Below are 15,036 nucleotides of genomic sequence, written 5' to 3'. Positions count from 1 at the left end.
CACCAATCAGCTGCACTAACTATTCGAAAGCGCTGTGCGCGAGTAGGCTGTCTCCATGGAACCGACTGCCGGTGGGGAACCGGCTGACCTGGCGTACGACGTGTTCTCCCGCCAGTGCCCCTCGCGGGGCACGCTGGAGCACATCACGGGACGCTGGGGCGGGCTCACACTGGGAGCGCTGCACGAGGGCACGTTCCGCTTCAACGAACTGCGCCGCCGGGTCGACGGCGTGAGCGAGAAGATGCTCTCCCAGACCCTGCACGCCCTGGAGCGCGACGGCCTGGTGCACCGCGACGCGCAGCCGACCAACCCGCCGCGCGTGGACTACGCGCTCACCCCGCTGGGGCGGGAGGTCGCCGAGCGCCTGCTGGGCCTGATCCGCTTCGTGGAGAGCCGGCAGGACGACGTGGTGCGGGCGCAGGAGCGTTACGACGCGACGCGCGGCGGCCGCTGACAGCGCGGGCAGAAGTAGCTGGACCTGTTCATCCAGGGGCGCCTGCGGATCGCGGCGCCGCAGCGGCGGCACGGCTCGTTCTCCCTGCCGTACGCGTCGAGCGACCGGTCGAAGTAGCCCGACTCGCCGTTCACGTTGACGTAGAGACTGTCGAAGCTGGTGCCGCCGACGGCCAGGGCCGCGTTCATCACGTCCCGTACGTGACCGAGGAGTTCGGCCGTGCGCGGGCGCGTGAACGTGCCGGTGGGCCGTTCGTAGTGCAGCTTCGAGCGCCACAGCGCCTCGTCCGCGTAGATGTTGCCGACCCCGCTGATCAGCGACTGGTCGAGCAGCGCCCGCTTGATCGTCGTACGCCTGCGGCGCAGCGCGGAGTGGAAGGCGTCGTCGTCGAACGCGTCGTCGAGCGGGTCGCGGGCGATGTGCGCGATGACGTCGGGCAGCCCGTCGGGGGTGTTGTCGTGGAGCGAGAGGCCGCCGAAGGTGCGCTGGTCGACGAAGCGGAGCTCGGTGCCCTGCGCGTCCGCGAAGCGCACCCGGATCCGCAGGTGCTTCTCGTCCGGCGCCTCGTGGGGCTGCACGAGCAGCTGCCCGCTCATCCCCAGGTGGGCCAGGACGGACTGCGCGGAGTCGGCGAGCGGCAGCCACAGATACTTGCCGCGCCGCTGCGCGAGACCGATCCGGTGCCCGGTCAGCCGGTCCCCGAAGTCCGCACCGCCCGCCACGTGCCGCCGCACCGCGCGCGGATGCAGCACCTGCACGTCGGCGACGACGCGCCCGCTGACCCAGCGCTCAAGACCGCGCCGGACGACTTCGACTTCGGGCAACTCGGGCATGGGTCTCCTTCAGAGACTGTCGAGACTGTCCTGCAGCACGATGCCGGCCGCCCCCCGAAGGGAACGACCGGCAACGAAGGACGGGCGGTGGTCAGACCGAGGGGGTGTCGGCGGTCCCCTCGGACCGGGCGGCAGCGGCGGCCTCGGCCGCCTTGATCCGCTCGTCCGCGGCGGCGCGGATCGCACGCCACGCGGACTCGGCGGCCTGCTGCTCCGCTTCCTTCTTGCTGCGGCCGGTGCCGGTGCCGTACGAGACGCCTCCGACGCGGGCGGCAGCAGTGAAAGTCTTCTCGTGGTCGGGGCCGCTCTCCGTGACGAGATACTCGGGCACGCCGAGGCTCTCCGTCGCGGTGAGCTCCTGGAGACTGGTCTTCCAGTCCAGGCCCGCGCCCAGGTTCGAGGACTTTTCGATCAACGGGTCGAAGAGCCGGTGCACCAGCTCTCCCGCGGCGTCCAGACCCTGGTCCAGATAGACCGCGCCGATCACCGCTTCGAGGGTGTCGGCGAGGATGGATGCCTTGTCCCGGCCACCCGTGCCCTCTTCGCCCCGGCCGAGCCGGATGAAGGAGCCGAGTTCGAGGCCACGACCGACCTCCGCCAGCGCACGCGAATTGACCACCGCGGCCCGCAACTTGGCCAGCTGGCCTTCGGGCAGGTCGGGGTGGGTGCGGTACAGCGTGTCCGTGACGACGAGGCCGAGCACCGAGTCCCCGAGGAACTCCAGACGCTCATTCGTCGGCAGGCCGCCGTTCTCGTACGCGTACGAACGGTGGGTCAGCGCACGCACCAGAAGGGCGGACTCGAGCTTGTACCCGAGCCGCCCTTCCAGAAGCGTGTGGGACGAGGCCGTTGTCTCCGCCGTTTTCTTGGCGTCTTCCGCCTTCTTGGGGCTAGACACGGTGCCTCTCACCAGCCGCTCAGACCTCGAGGACCTGGCGCTTGTTGTAGGTGCCGCAGCTCGGGCACGCGATGTGCTGCTGCTTGGGCTCCTGGCAACGCTCACACGAAACCAGGGTGGGGACCGCAGCCTTCCACTGCGACCGGCGGTGGCGCGTGTTGCTGCGCGACATCTTCCGCTTCGGAACAGCCACGGCTACTTCTCCTGCTTCTCGTCGACGCCCGCTTCCGCTTCGGCGCCGCTCATCTCGTCCTTCTCGCCGTCCTGGATGGTGCCAGCGAGTCCCTGCAAAGCCGCCCAACGGATGTCGACGGCGTCATGGTGGTGGTCCGGGTCGTCCGCGAGCCGCACTCCGCACTGGGAGCACAGGCCCGGGCAGTCGTCCTGGCACACCGGCTGCATCGGCAGTGCGAGCACCACCGCATCACGCAGCACGGGCTCGAGGTCGAACATGCCGTCCTCGAGGTAGAGCCTGCTCTCGTCTTCCTCGGCGTCGTCGGCCGGTTCCGCGGTGCGGCCCCGGTCGTCGGCGTCAGGGTACGAGAACATCTCCTGGAAGTCCGCGTCGAGCTCCAGCTCGAGCGGCTCCAGACACCTTACGCACTCCCCCTCGGCCGATGCACGGGCGGTGCCTGTGACAAGCACCCCTTCCATGACCGACTCAAGGCGGATCTCCAGCTCGACCGGGGCGCCCTGCGGCACTCCGATGACCCCTTCGATGCCGAAGGCGCTCGGCGGACCGGGCGCCTCGATCTCGCGGGTCAGCCGCTGCATGGCACCAGGACGCCGCCCCAGCTCGTGTGTGTCGAACACGAGGGGGTTCCGGTGGTCGAGGCGCGTGCTCAGGGCTTTTCCTGCTTTCGAATCCTGGAGGTCCATAGGAGAGGCCGCCGCACTGACGCCTCGGAGACGAGGCCTGGGCGGGCAGCCGAAGTCGCGGACGTATGCGCGACCGAAGAGCCAGGATACTTGACCTTTCGCTCTCGGCCCAATCCGGCCGAAAGACAGGCTCTCAGGGCTGTCGGCGCCCCTGCTCGTACTGGCGCAGCTGCTCGGCGCTGATCATGGTCGTGTCGAAGAGGCTGGCCTCTTCGAGCGTCGCGCCCGGAGTCGGGGTGGGCGTCGCGGCCGGCGTCTCGTAGTGGGGCTGTTCGTAACCCTGCTGCTGGTAGCCGTACTGATCGTGCTGCTGGTGCTGCTGCTGGTACGCGTACGGGTCCTGCTGGCCGTAGGGCTGCTGGTACGCGTACTGGTCCTGCTGCTGGTACCCGTCGTGCTGCGGGTAGCCGTACGGGTCGGGCTGCTGCTGCGGCGGCGCGTAGGGCTGCTGGGCCGGGATCGGCGGCGCCTGGGCGGGCTGCGGCGGGGCGGGCTCCGTGGCGGGTGCCGGCCGCGCGGCGGGCGACGGGCCCGCGAGGTCCGCGAGGTATTCGGCGTCGGTGGTGTGGCCCTGGGTGGCGGTGCCCTCGCCCAGGGTGCCGAGCTCGTCGGCGGGGGCCCGGCCGTGCAGGGTCTGGCGGCCCTTGCCGACCGCCTCCAGGGTCTTGGCGAGGACCGCCTCGAAGGCGCCGAGCTTGGCGTCGACGTACGCGTCGGCGTTGCGGCGCAGCGTCTCGGGGTCGTGGCTGCGCTCGGGGGCGTCCGGGTCGTCGTAGCCGTTCTCGTCGAGGCCGGGTCCGGTGCCGAGGAGCTTCTCGCGGCCGCGGCCGACCGAGCCGAGGGTCTTGGTGAGGACGACCTCGAAGTTGGCGAGCTTGCTGTCCACGTAGTCGTCGGCCTCGACGCGGACCTCTTCGGCGGCCTGGCGGGCCTCCGCGAGGATGCGGTCGGCCTCGCTCTGCGAGTTGCGGGCGACCTCGGTGTCGGAGATCAGGGAGCCGCGCTCGGCGTGCGCGGACTCGATGATCCGCTCGGCCTCCTGGCGGGCCTGCTCGACGAGCTGCTCGCGGCCGCCGATGAGCTCCTGGGCCTGGGCGAGGGAGCCCGGCAGGGCCTGGCGCACCTCTTCGAGCATCGAGAGCAGATCGGCTCGGTTGACCACGCACGAGGCCGACATCGGCATGGAGCGGGCGCTGCCGACCGCCTGGACGATCTCGTCGATCTTCTTCTGCACGTCCACCGTGTGCTCGCCACTCTCTACAGCTGGTTGTGAGACGGACGGGACGACTGTAAGGCCAGTGGCCGCCCGCCCGACACCGGGTGACGAACTGTCAGCGATCCCGCCGACGGGTCACTTCTTGCCCAGGCGTTCGACGAGGGCCTCGTGGACCAGCGGGGGCAGCAGGTGCGCGACGTCGCCGCCCCAGGCCGCGACCTCCTTGACCAGCGAGGAGGAGAGGAAGCTGTAGGTGGGGTTCGTCGGCACGAACAGGGTCTCGACGCCCGAGAGGCCGTTGTTCATCTGGGCCATCTGGAGTTCGTAGTCGAAGTCGCTGACCGCGCGCAGACCCTTGACGATGGCCGGGATGTCGCGCTGCTTGCAGAAGTCGACGAGGAGGCCGTGGAAGGACTCCACCTCGACGTTGCCGAAGTCGGCGGTGACCTGGCGGATCATCTCGATCCGCTCCTCGATCTCGAACAGGCCCTTCTTCGACTGATTGATCATCACCGCGACGTGCACCACGTCGTACAGCTTGGAGGCGCGGGCGATGATGTCGAGGTGTCCATTGGTGATGGGGTCGAATGACCCCGGACAGACGGCGCGGCGCAACGTGAGTCCCTCGCTCTCCGGTCCGGTCATGGCGCGATCACTGAGTCGTCGCACGCAGAGGCGGCGCGACCGTACCAAAACGTCCCTTCGCCGTAGCGACGGGACCTGAGGGCCTCGAAACCCTCCGGCCAGCCGAAGACACCGCCTCTTGTACTGCGTTCAACGGTGACGAGCGCGTCCTCCGTGAGCCAGCCCTCCGAACGGAGTGTGAGGAGGATCTCCCGAAGATCGTCATCCGTGACGGCGTACGGCGGGTCGAGGAACACCAGGTCGTACGGGCTGGTGGGGGCCCCGCCCTGGACGATCTGGGCGGCTTTGCCCGCCCGCACCTCGGCGCCGGGCAGGCCGACCGCCTTCACGTTCTCGCGGATGGTGCGGGCGGCCCGCGCGTCGGCCTCGACGAGCAGGGTGTGGGCGGCGCCGCGGGACAGCGCCTCCAGGCCGACGGCGCCCGAGCCCGCGTACAGGTCGAGGACGCGGGCCCCGTCGAGCGCGCCCTGGAGGGCCTGCCAGGTGGAGAAGAGGCCTTCGCGCGCGCGGTCGGACGTGGGGCGGGTGCCGTTGCCCGGCGGGACGGCCAGGCGGCGTCCGCCGGCCGTGCCGGCGATCACGCGGGTCATCTGATTCCTTCTGGCTGGACGGTGGTCATCCCACGATATGGCGTACTCCCCGGTCAGCCCTTGTCGAGGTACTGCTCGCGCTCCGCGTCGAGGAGGGCGTCCAGCGCGGTGCGCAGCGCGGGCAGCCGCTCAAGCTCCGGGTCGTCGGCGACCACGGAGACCGCTTCCTCGCGGGCGGCTGCGATGATCTCCTCGTCGTCGATGACGGCGAGCATGCGCAGGCTGGAGCGGACGCCTGACTGGGCCTGGCCGAGGACGTCGCCCTCGCGGCGCTGCTCCAGGTCGATGCGGGACAGCTCGAACCCGTCGAGCGTGGAGGCGACGGCGGCGAGGCGGCCGCGGGCGGGGCTGGCCTCGGGCATGTCGGTGACCAGGAGGCAGAGTCCTGGGGCGGAGCCGCGGCCGACGCGGCCGCGGAGCTGGTGCAGCTGGGAGACGCCGAAGCGGTCCGCGTCCATGATCACCATGGCGGTGGCGTTCGGTACGTTCACGCCGACCTCGATGACCGTCGTCGCGACGAGGACCTGTGTCTCGCCCGCGGCGAAGCGGCGCATCACGGCGTCCTTGTCGTCGGGCTGCATACGGCCGTGCAGGACCTCGACCTTCAGGCCGCTCAGCGGGCCGCGGGCGAGCTGTTCGGCGACCTCGACGACGGCGAGCGGGGGCCGCTTCTCGGCGGTGGCCTCGTCCTCGGCCTTCTTCTTGGCCTTCTTGGGGTCCGCGGCTTCGTCGGCGTCGTCGCCGATGCGCGGGCAGACCACGTACGCCTGGTGGCCGTTCTCGACCTCCTCGCGCACGCGCTCCCACGCGCGGGCCAGGAAGTGCGGCTTGTCCTCGGCGGGGACGACGTGGCTGGCGATCGGCGAGCGTCCGGCGGGGAGCTGGTCCAGGACGGACGTCTCCAGGTCGCCGAAGACGGTCATCGCCACCGTGCGCGGGATGGGCGTGGCCGTCATGACCAGGAGGTGCGGGGGCTGCTTGCCCTTGCCGCGCAGGGCGTCGCGCTGCTCCACGCCGAAGCGGTGCTGCTCGTCGACGACGACGAGGCCCAGGTCGTGGAACTGGACCTTGTCCTCGATCAGCGCGTGCGTGCCGATGACGATCCCCGCGTCGCCGGTGACCAGGTCGAGCAGGGCCTGGCGGCGGGCGGCCGCGCCCATGGAGCCGGTGAGCAGCGTGACCTTCGTGGCGTGCTCGGCGCCGCCCAGCATGCCGCCCTCGGCCAGCTCGCCCATCATCTCGACGATGGAGCGGTGGTGCTGCTGCGCGAGGACCTCGGTGGGCGCGAGCATCGCGGCCTGCCCGCCCGCGTCCACGACGGCGAGCATGGCGCGCAGCGCGACCATCGTCTTACCCGAGCCGACCTCTCCCTGGAGGAGGCGGTGCATGGGGTGTTCGGTCGCGAGGTCGTCGAAGATCTCCTTGGAGACCTTCTCCTGGCCTTCGGTGAGGGTGAAGGGCAGCTTGGCGTCGAACGCGTCGAGGAGACCGTCGGGCTTCGGTCTGCGGGCCACGGCGGGGAGCTGGGCGTCCGCGTACCGCCGGCGGGCCAGGGCGACCTGGAGGACGAAGGCCTCGTCCCACTTGAGGCGGTCGCGGGCGGCGGCGATGTCCGCCTTGGAGTGCGGCCGGTGGATCTTCAGGAGGGCTTCGGGGAGCGGGATCAGGCCGCGTCCGTCGCGCAGGGAGGGCGGCAGCGGGTCCTGGGCCTCCTGGGCGCTGGGCAGGACCATGTCGACCGACTTGGCGATCTTCCAGGACTCCAGCTTGGCGGTGGCCGGGTAGATCGGCAGCTGGGCGCCGGCCCAGGAGCCGACGGTCTCGCCCGCCTCGTCGCCGTCGCCCCGCAGCAGTTCGTACGCCGGGTGGGCGAGCTGCATCTTGCGGTTGAAGACCGACACCTTGCCCGCGAACATCGCGCGGGTGCCGGGCAGCAGGTCCTTGTGCGGCTTGTGGATGCCGCGGCCGAAGAAGACGAGCTGGACCTGGCCGCTGCCGTCGGTGATCGTGACTTCCAGGCGCTGGCCGCGGCCGCCGTTGAACTTCAGGATGCGCGCGGTCGCGACCTGGGCGACCACCGTGACGTGCTCGTCCAGGGGGAGGTCGGCGAGGCGGGTGAGCTCACCGCGCTCGGCGTACCGCCGCGGATAGTGGTGCAGGAGGTCGCCGACCGTGTGCAGGTCGAGGTGCTCGGCCATCACCTTCGCGGTGGCGGGACCGACCACTTTCTTCAGGGGTTCTTCGAGCGCGGGCACGAGATCCATTGCACACCACGGCACTGACATCGCGGTGCAGGTCCCCCGGATCCGCGGCCTCCTGCCCCCGGCCCGCGGCGGCGCTACTCCACGCCGATGAGCATGAGCGCCGACTGGCGGCCGCCGCGGTAGACGACGGTGTCGACGGCCAGGTACGCCTCGCGCACGTGCTTCTCCAGGTGTTCCGCGACGCTGTCGGGCACCGATTCGCCGAGCACGAGCGTGACCATCTCGCCGCCCGCCGACAGCATGCGGTCGAGGACGGAGACGGCGGTGCGGGCCACCTCGGAGCCGATCACGGCGACGTCGCCGTCGATCAGACCGAGCACGTCGCCGCTCTGGCAGATGCCCGCCATGGTCCAGGACTGCCGCTCGGCGACGGCCAGTTCGCCGTAGCGGGTCGCGCCGGCCGCCGAGGTCATGGCGACGACGTCCTCGTCGAAGCGGCGGTCCGGCTCGTGCACGGCGAGGGCCGCGATGCCCTGGACGGCGGAGCGGGTGGGGATGAGCGCGACGCGTACGCCTTCGGTGCGGGCCTGTTCCGCGGCGGCGGCCGCGGTGTGCCGCAGCTCGGCGTCGTTGGGCAGGAGCACGACCTCGCGGGCGTGGGCCCGCCGGATCGCGTCGACGAGCTCGCCGCTGGCGGGCGGCTCCCCCACGCGCGCGGGCACGGTGGTCGCCCCGGCCTCGGAGTACAGGCCCGCGAGGCCCTCGCCGGGCACGACGGCGACGACGGCACGCTGTGCGCGTTCCCTGGGCGGGGCGGTGGAGCGCTGGGACGCGGTGTGCGCGTCGTCCGCCCCGAAGTGGGTGATGCGGATGCGGTGGGGGCGGCCCGCCTCCACGCCGGCCTCGACGGCCGCTCCCGCGTCGTCGACATGGACGTGGACGTTCCAGAGCCCGTCGCCGCCGACCACGACGAGGGAGTCGCCGAGCCGGTCGAGGCGGGCCCGCAGTCGGGTGACGGCGTCGTCGTCCGCCTCCAGGAGGTAGATCACCTCGAAGGCGGGGGCGCCCTCCTCGCCGGGTACGTCATCGCACTCGACGGCCTCGCCTTCGTCGGCGTCCACGCGCGCGTGGGCCGAGCCCTTGAGGTGTGCCGTGCTCCTCGGAGTGAGGCTCTCGCCCGACAGGGCGCCCGTCAGCGCCCCCAGGACCGCCACGAGCCCGCGCCCTCCGGCGTCCACGACTCCCGCGCGGCCGAGCACCGCGAGCTGTCCCGGCGTCGCGTCGAGCGCCGCGCAGGCTCCGTCGTACGCCGCCCTGGCCACGGCCCCGCAGTCGCCGCCGGTGCCGGTCGCCGCGTCGGCCGCCGCGGTGGCCACCGTCAGGACGGTGCCCTCCACGGGGTGGGCGACCGCCTGGTACGCGGATTCGGCGGCCTGCCGCAGCGCGCGCGCCAGCACCGGCCCCTCGACGTGATCTGTCTCACCGCCCGGCTCCCCCTCGGCGGCGATGACCTGCGCCATCCCCCGCAGCAGCTGCGAAAGGATCGTGCCCGAGTTCCCGCGGGCGCCTATGAGCGCGCCGTGCGCCATCGCGCGCACCGTCTCGGCCAGCGAGGGAAGGGCGGGTTCGTGGCCCGTGAACGCCGCGTCGACCGCCTGGGAGGCGGACTCCGCGGTCAGATAGAGGTTCGTCCCGGTGTCCCCGTCGGCGACCGGATAGACGTTGATCGAGTCGATCTCCTCACGGGCCCTGCCGAGGGCGTCCAGAGCCAGTCGGCACCAGGCGCGCACCGCGACCGCGTCGAGGTTCTGCGGCACCTGTTCGCCTCCTTGACCATCCGGAATGGACGCAGCGTAGACCCAGCGTGAACGGAGGGCCCGGGGCGGGGGCCGGGCCGTCCGTGGTAGTTTCGTTGTACCGAAGCAGTCGTTGTATGCTGCTTCGGTTGCCCGATACGCATCGGGCCATTCCTCCTGGCAACGCCACTTCGATCATTGCACTGATCCCGGCATGCCGGGTTTAACCGTAAGTGCATCTGAAGTCTTTGGAGTGACCCGTGGCTGCCAACTGCGACGTCTGTGGCAAGGGGCCGGGCTTCGGCAACAACATCTCGCACTCGCACCGCCGTACGCCTCGTCGCTGGAACCCGAACATCCAGCGTGTGCGTGCCATGGTGAGCGGGACGCCGAAGCGCCTCAACGCCTGCACCTCGTGCATCAAGGCCGGCAAGGTCTCGCGCTGACGCCAGCGCGGCCACCTAGCTGGTTGCCGAAAGAGCCGGTTCCCCTTCGGGGGGACCGGCTCTTTCGTCTGTCCGTGACCTATCGGCCGTCGCGCGGGCCCGCCCGGAACCGCCAGCCGTGGTCCACCGGGCCGATCCCGCCGCCGAGCGCGAACCCCTCGGCGATCGCCCCGGTGACGTACTCCTTGGCCGCCGTCACGGCCTCCGGCACGCTCTGCCCCTTCGCCAGCTGCGACGCGATCGCGCTGGCCAGGGTGCAGCCCGTGCCGTGCGTGTGGCGGTTGTCGTGCCGGGGGGCGCGCAGGACGTGCTCCTCCGAGCCGTCGGTGAGCAGGTCCACGGCGTCGCCGCGGAGGTGGCCGCCCTTGATGAGGACCCACCGCGGCCCGTACGCGAGGACTGCGTCCGCCGCGCGCCGCAGGCCGTCCTCGGAGTCCACCTCGATGCCGGTGAGCTGTGCGACCTCGTCGAGGTTGGGGGTCGCGACCGTGGCGGCGGGCAGCAGTTTCGTGCGGACCGAGTCCAGCGCGGACGCGGCGAGCAGTGAGTCGCCGTGCTTGGAGACGCCGACCGGGTCGACGACGGACGGTGCGTCCGTGCCCGCTATGAGCTCGGCGACCGTCTCGACCAGCGCCGCCGAGGCGAGCATGCCGGTCTTCACTGCCTGTACGCCGATGTCGTCGACGACGCTGCGGTACTGGGCCCGCACCGCCTCCACCGGAAGCTCCCAGAAGCCCTGCACGCCCAGGGAGTTCTGCGCGGTGACAGCCGTGACGACGCTCATGCCGTGCGTGCCGAGGGCGAGCATCGTCTTGAGGTCGGCCTGGATGCCCGCGCCGCCGCCGGAGTCGGATCCGGCGACGGTCAGGACACGCGGCGGGGCGGTCACTCGGCGTCCCCGTTGTCCCCGAAGTGGTCCCAGCCCTTACTGGTCCACGGGGCGCCGTCCACGGTCACCTGGGGCAGCGCGGAGGGGTTGAGGACCTCGCCGATGACCTTCCAGCGGGCGGGCAGTTTCACGTCCGGAGGGAACGTCGCCACGATGGCGTGGTCCTCGCCGCCGTTGAGCACCCACTGGAGCGGGTCGACACCGACGGCCTGGCCGATGTCGTTCATCTGGGAGGGCACGTCGACGTCTCCTGAGCGGATGTCGATCCGCACCTTGCTGGCGTCGGCGATGTGCCCGAGGTCGGCGATGAGGCCGTCGCTGACGTCCGTCATGGAGGTCGCGCCGAGACCGGCGGCCGCGGGGCCCGCGTGGTACGGCGGTTCCGGCCTGCGGTGGGCCTCCACGAAGGCGCGCGGGGAGCGGAAGCCGCGGGAGAGCACCGCGTGCCCGGCCGCGGACCAGCCGAGCCAGCCCGTGACGGCGACGACGTCGCCGGGCTGGGCGCCCGCGCGCGTGACGGGGTCGTGGTTGCGCAGATCGCCGAGAGCGGTGATGGCGACGGTGATCGTGTCGCCGCGCACCACGTCGCCGCCGACGACGGCCGCGCCCGCCACCTGGCACTCGTCCCTGAGGCCGTCCATCAGCTCGGTGGGCCAGCTCGCCGGGAGTTCGGCGGGCACGACCAGGCCGAGCAGCAGCGCGGTCGGCACGGCGCCCATGGCCGCGATGTCGGCGAGGTTCTGCGCGGCCGCCTTGCGGCCCACGTCGTACGCGGTCGACCAGTCGCGGCGGAAGTGCCGCCCTTCGAGGAGGATGTCGGTGCTCGCCACGACCCTGCGGTCCGGGGCGGTCACGACCGCCGCGTCGTCACCGGGGCCGAGCCGTACGGCCGGCGTGGAGGTGAGCCGTGAAGTGAGCTCTCTGATGAGCCCGAACTCCCCCAACTCGCCCACGGATCCCTTCACCGAGTCTCACCATGCCCTTTCAAGCTGCCCGGCCCCCGGTCGCGAGCCGTCTCTGTCGTCGGTACGGTCGACGTGACCGTCAACTTCTGCTGTCCGTCCACCGCGATGTGCGCGCCACAGGTCACCCGGGTCTCCCCGCGGCGAGCGGCGACGCGGTACCGTGGCGTCCCTTTCTCCCCCCACATGATCCTCGTGGCCGCCCTGGAGGTTCCGTGGTACAGGCGTACATCCTGATCCAAACAGAGGTCGGCAAGGCGTCGACCGTCGCCGAGCTGATCGGCAAGATCCCGGGAGTGATCCAGGCCGAGGACGTGACCGGACCCTACGATGTCATCGTGCGCGCCCAGGCGGACACGGTGGACGAACTCGGCCGCATGGTGGTCGCCAAGGTCCAGCAGGTGGACGGCATCACAAGAACTCTGACCTGCCCGGTCGTGCACTTGTAGCCCCCGTCTACCCTGGCCCGGTGAACATCCCCCACCTCCGGCGCCGCTGCCTCACAGGAATGTCCGCCCTCGCCCTGTCGATCACGACAGCTGCCTGTTCAGGTACGGACGACGAGGCGTCAGTGGTGGTTCCGTCCCCGGACGCGAAGGCCGCGAGTCTCTGCCGGGACCTGCACGGACAGCTGCCGGAAAAGGTCGACGGGCTGGGGCGCACCGACCCCGGGCCGAAGTCCGAGCTGACCGCGGGGTGGGGAGACCCGGCGATCATACTGCGCTGCGGTGTGCCGCGGCCCCCCAAGATGATCGACCTCTCCTACGCACCGAAGAACGGCGTGAAGGTGAACGGCGTGGCCTGGCTCCTGGAGAAGCGGGACGACGGGTCGTACACCTTCACGACCGGTGCGCGCCTCGCGTACGTGGAGGTGACGCTGCCCGAGGAGCGGACGGCGGACGGCCTGGGCCCGCTCACGGACTTCGCCGACCCCATCAAGAAGACGATCCCGAAGGGGATCGGCGCGTCGTCCTGACGGGGGCGGCGGCGTGCGGGGCGCGCGTCAGCGCAGGCCCGTGGAGCGGTTCAGGGCCGCCTGGATGAGGCGGTCCACCAGCTCGGGGTAGCTGACGCCGCTCTTCTCCCACATCTGCGGGTACATCGAGATGGGCGTGAAGCCGGGCATCGTGTTGATCTCGTTGATCACGAAGCGGCCGTCCTCGGTGAGGAAGAAGTCCGCGCGCACCAGGCCCTCGCAGGACGCCGCCTCGAACGCCTCGACGGCGAGCCGCTGGATCTCCGCGGTCTCCTCGGGCGTCAGCGGGGCGGGCACGATGCCGGGCGCCGAGTCGATGTACTTCGCGTCGAAGTCGTAGTAGTCGTGCGCCTGCACGGGCGGGATCTCGGCCGGGACGCTCGCGCGCGGCCCGTCCTCGAACTCCAGGACGCCGCACTCGATCTCGCGGCCGCGCAGCAGCGCCTCGATCAGGATCTTCGGGTCGTGGTGCTGGGCCTCGGCGATGGCCTCGTCGAGGCCGTCGAAGGAGTCGACCTTCGTGATGCCGATGGAGGAGCCCGCGCGCGCGGGCTTGATGAACAGCGGCCAGCCGTGTTCGCCCACGAAGTCCGCGATGCGCCGGCGGGCGCCTTCCTCGTCCTGCTGCCACTCGCGGGGGCGGATCACCAGGTACGGGCCGACGTTCAGCCCGAAGGAGGAGAACACCCGCTTCATGTAGTCCTTGTCCTGGCCGACGGCCGAGGCGAGGACCCCGGAGCCGACGTAGGGCACTCCGGAGAGTTCGAGCAGGCCCTGGAGGGTGCCGTCCTCTCCATAGGGACCGTGCAGCATCGGGAAGACGACGTCGACCTCGCCGAGGGCCTTGGGCACGGAGCCGGGCTCGCTGTAGACGACCTCGCGGTTGCCGGGGTCCAGGGGCAGGACGACGCCGCCCTCCACGGAGTCGGCGAGGTCGGAGACGTTCGGCATCGTGCGGTCGGCGATGGCCATCCGCTCGGGCTCGTCGGCGGTGAGCGCCCACCGGCCGTCCGTGGTGATGCCGATCGGCAGGACGTCGTACTTGGTGCGGTCGATGGCGCGCAGCACGGCACCGGCCGTGACGACGGAGATGCCGTGCTCCGAGCTGCGGCCGCCGAACACGACGGCCACACGCGGCTTGCGGGGCGGCTGCTCAGGGCTCTGGGGGAGGTTCTCGCTGCTCATATCGCGTTGAGAGTACCCGTTGGTCCCTGAGTAGTCAGGCGTGCCTCAGCGGCGCTCGGGCTTGGCGCTGCGCGACATGAGGTCCTTGAGGGCGACCATCGGGGGTGTGCCCTCGTGCACGATGCCCACGACCGTCTCCGTGATCGGCATGTCGACGCCGTGCCTGCGGGCCAGATCGAGCACGGATTCGCAGGACTTGACGCCCTCGGCGGTCTGCTTGGTGACCGCGATGGTCTCCTCCAGGGTCATGCCCTTGCCGAGGTTGGTGCCGAAGGTGTGGTTGCGCGACAGCGGCGAGGAGCAGGTGGCCACCAGGTCGCCCAGGCCCGCGAGTCCGGAGAACGTCAGCGGCTCGGCGCCCATGGCGAGGCCGAGCCGGGTGGTCTCGGCGAGGCCGCGCGTGATCAGCGATCCCTTGGCGTTGTCCCCGAGGCCCATGCCGTCGGCGATGCCGACGGCGAGGCCGATGACGTTCTTCACGGCGCCGCCGAGTTCGCAGCCGACGACGTCGGTGTTCGTGTACGGGCGGAAGTACGGCGTGTGGCAGGCCGTCTGGAGGCGCTGGGCGACGGCTTCGTCCCGGCAGGCGACGACGGCGGCGGCGGGCTGCCGTGCGGCGATCTCGCGGGCGAGGTTGGGCCCCGTGACGACGGCGACGCGGTCCGATGCGACCTTCGTGACGTCCTCGATCACCTCGCTCATCCGCATGGCGGAGCCGAGTTCGACGCCCTTCATGAGGGAGACGAGGACGGTCTCGGGGGCCAGCAGCGGCGCCCACTCCGCGAGGTTGCCGCGCAGCGTCTGCGAGGGCACCGCGAGGACGGTGAAGTCGGCGTCGGCGGCGGCCTCGGCGGGGTCGGAGGTCGCCCGGAGGTTCTCGGGGAGCCGCACGCCGGGAAGGTAGTCCGGGTTCGTCCGCGTGGAGTTGACGGCGTCGGCGAGTTCGGCGCGGCGGCCCCACAGGGTGACGTCGCAGCCCGCGTCGGCGAGCACCATGCCGAAGGCCGTACCCCAGGAGCCCGTTCCGAAGACGGCGGCCTTCACGGGGCGCGCCGGGTTCACG

General features: G+C 71.3%; 17 protein-coding genes. 4 read left to right on the top strand and 13 right to left on the bottom strand.

Annotation, left to right across the window (positions count from 1 at the left end; genetic code table 11):
• Positions 1 to 55: 55 nt before the first annotated feature.
• The gene (locus DEJ49_RS26540) at positions 56 to 454 is read left to right on the top strand and encodes a winged helix-turn-helix transcriptional regulator (RefSeq protein ID WP_150186435.1); all 399 of its coding nucleotides are present in this window, start codon (positions 56 to 58) and stop codon (positions 452 to 454) included.
• Here DEJ49_RS26540 and mutM read toward each other — a convergent pair.
• The 9 genes from mutM to DEJ49_RS26495 all read right to left on the bottom strand — a co-directional run bounded on the left by mutM (position 427) and on the right by DEJ49_RS26495 (position 9,536).
• Positions 427 to 1,287, bottom strand: coding sequence for a bifunctional DNA-formamidopyrimidine glycosylase/DNA-(apurinic or apyrimidinic site) lyase (gene mutM, locus DEJ49_RS26535; protein WP_150186434.1), 861 nt, complete (start codon positions 1,285 to 1,287; stop codon positions 427 to 429). The two genes, DEJ49_RS26540 and mutM, sit on opposite strands and share 28 nt — an antisense overlap.
• Positions 1,288 to 1,378: 91 nt before the next feature.
• Positions 1,379 to 2,197, bottom strand: a complete 819-nt coding sequence (gene rnc / locus DEJ49_RS26530) for a ribonuclease III (RefSeq protein WP_190329453.1) — start codon at positions 2,195 to 2,197, stop codon at positions 1,379 to 1,381.
• 7 nt (positions 2,198 to 2,204) lie between these two features.
• Positions 2,205 to 2,378 carry a 50S ribosomal protein L32 gene (gene rpmF, locus DEJ49_RS26525; RefSeq protein ID WP_026165248.1) on the bottom strand — a complete coding sequence of 58 codons (174 nt, stop codon included), beginning with the start codon at positions 2,376 to 2,378 and terminating at the stop codon, positions 2,205 to 2,207.
• Positions 2,379 to 2,380: 2 nt separating this feature from the next.
• Entirely contained in the window at positions 2,381 to 3,064 is a 684-nt protein-coding gene (locus tag DEJ49_RS26520) for a YceD family protein (protein WP_150186432.1), read from the bottom strand.
• A 133-nt stretch (positions 3,065 to 3,197) separates the two neighbouring features.
• Entirely contained in the window at positions 3,198 to 4,304 is a 1,107-nt protein-coding gene (locus DEJ49_RS26515) for a cell division initiation protein (protein ID WP_150186431.1), read from the bottom strand.
• A 111-nt stretch (positions 4,305 to 4,415) separates the two neighbouring features.
• Positions 4,416 to 4,895: a pantetheine-phosphate adenylyltransferase gene (gene coaD / locus DEJ49_RS26510; protein WP_190329651.1), complete on the bottom strand. Its 480-nt coding sequence runs from the start codon at positions 4,893 to 4,895 to the stop codon at positions 4,416 to 4,418.
• Between the two features lie 26 nt (positions 4,896 to 4,921).
• Positions 4,922 to 5,515 (bottom strand): 16S rRNA (guanine(966)-N(2))-methyltransferase RsmD, encoded by a 594-nt coding sequence (gene rsmD, locus DEJ49_RS26505; protein WP_150186430.1) that lies wholly within the window; start codon positions 5,513 to 5,515, stop codon positions 4,922 to 4,924.
• A gap of 53 nt (positions 5,516 to 5,568) precedes the next feature.
• Positions 5,569 to 7,779: an ATP-dependent DNA helicase RecG gene (recG, locus tag DEJ49_RS26500; RefSeq protein ID WP_150186429.1), complete on the bottom strand. Its 2,211-nt coding sequence runs from the start codon at positions 7,777 to 7,779 to the stop codon at positions 5,569 to 5,571.
• Between the two features lie 74 nt (positions 7,780 to 7,853).
• A complete protein-coding gene (locus DEJ49_RS26495) occupies positions 7,854 to 9,536 on the bottom strand; it encodes a DAK2 domain-containing protein (protein ID WP_150186428.1) in 1,683 nt (560 codons plus the stop codon).
• Between the two features lie 239 nt (positions 9,537 to 9,775).
• Between DEJ49_RS26495 and rpmB the strand changes: the two genes are divergently transcribed.
• The gene (gene rpmB / locus DEJ49_RS26490) at positions 9,776 to 9,961 is read left to right on the top strand and encodes a 50S ribosomal protein L28 (protein WP_150186427.1); all 186 of its coding nucleotides are present in this window, start codon (positions 9,776 to 9,778) and stop codon (positions 9,959 to 9,961) included.
• Between the two features lie 79 nt (positions 9,962 to 10,040).
• Here rpmB and thiD read toward each other — a convergent pair whose 3' ends face one another.
• Both thiD and DEJ49_RS26480 read right to left on the bottom strand, forming a co-directional pair.
• On the bottom strand, positions 10,041 to 10,850 hold the full coding sequence (gene thiD, locus DEJ49_RS26485; protein ID WP_150186426.1) for a bifunctional hydroxymethylpyrimidine kinase/phosphomethylpyrimidine kinase: 810 nt from the start codon (positions 10,848 to 10,850) through the stop codon (positions 10,041 to 10,043).
• On the bottom strand, positions 10,847 to 11,815 hold the full coding sequence (locus tag DEJ49_RS26480) for a thiamine-phosphate kinase (protein ID WP_150186425.1): 969 nt from the start codon (positions 11,813 to 11,815) through the stop codon (positions 10,847 to 10,849). Before DEJ49_RS26480 ends, thiD begins: the two co-directional genes overlap by 4 nt.
• A 212-nt stretch (positions 11,816 to 12,027) precedes the next feature.
• On the opposite strand from DEJ49_RS26480, the gene DEJ49_RS26475 reads away from it, so the two are divergent.
• Together DEJ49_RS26475 and DEJ49_RS26470 are read left to right on the top strand one after the other, a co-directional pair.
• A complete protein-coding gene (locus DEJ49_RS26475) occupies positions 12,028 to 12,261 on the top strand; it encodes an Lrp/AsnC family transcriptional regulator (protein WP_016642988.1) in 234 nt (77 codons plus the stop codon).
• A 59-nt stretch (positions 12,262 to 12,320) separates the two neighbouring features.
• Positions 12,321 to 12,788, top strand: coding sequence for a DUF3515 domain-containing protein (locus tag DEJ49_RS26470; protein ID WP_150188490.1), 468 nt, complete (start codon positions 12,321 to 12,323; stop codon positions 12,786 to 12,788).
• A 27-nt stretch (positions 12,789 to 12,815) separates the two neighbouring features.
• On the opposite strand, the gene DEJ49_RS26465 is transcribed toward DEJ49_RS26470, so the two are convergent.
• Together DEJ49_RS26465 and DEJ49_RS26460 are read right to left on the bottom strand one after the other, a co-directional pair.
• Positions 12,816 to 13,973, bottom strand: coding sequence for a D-alanine--D-alanine ligase family protein (locus DEJ49_RS26465; protein ID WP_150186424.1), 1,158 nt, complete (start codon positions 13,971 to 13,973; stop codon positions 12,816 to 12,818).
• Between the two features lie 45 nt (positions 13,974 to 14,018).
• Positions 14,019 to 14,969 carry an NAD(P)H-dependent glycerol-3-phosphate dehydrogenase gene (locus DEJ49_RS26460; protein ID WP_411757252.1) on the bottom strand — a complete coding sequence of 317 codons (951 nt, stop codon included), beginning with the start codon at positions 14,967 to 14,969 and terminating at the stop codon, positions 14,019 to 14,021.
• Between the last annotated feature and the right edge of the window lie 67 nt (positions 14,970 to 15,036).

Origin of the sequence: Streptomyces venezuelae, from assembly GCF_008642335.1 — a bacterium.
Lineage (GTDB): Bacteria > Actinomycetota > Actinomycetes > Streptomycetales > Streptomycetaceae > Streptomyces > Streptomyces venezuelae_F.
The sequence above is the reverse complement of the archived record's forward strand: the minus strand, read 5'-3'. Positions and strand labels throughout refer to the sequence as shown.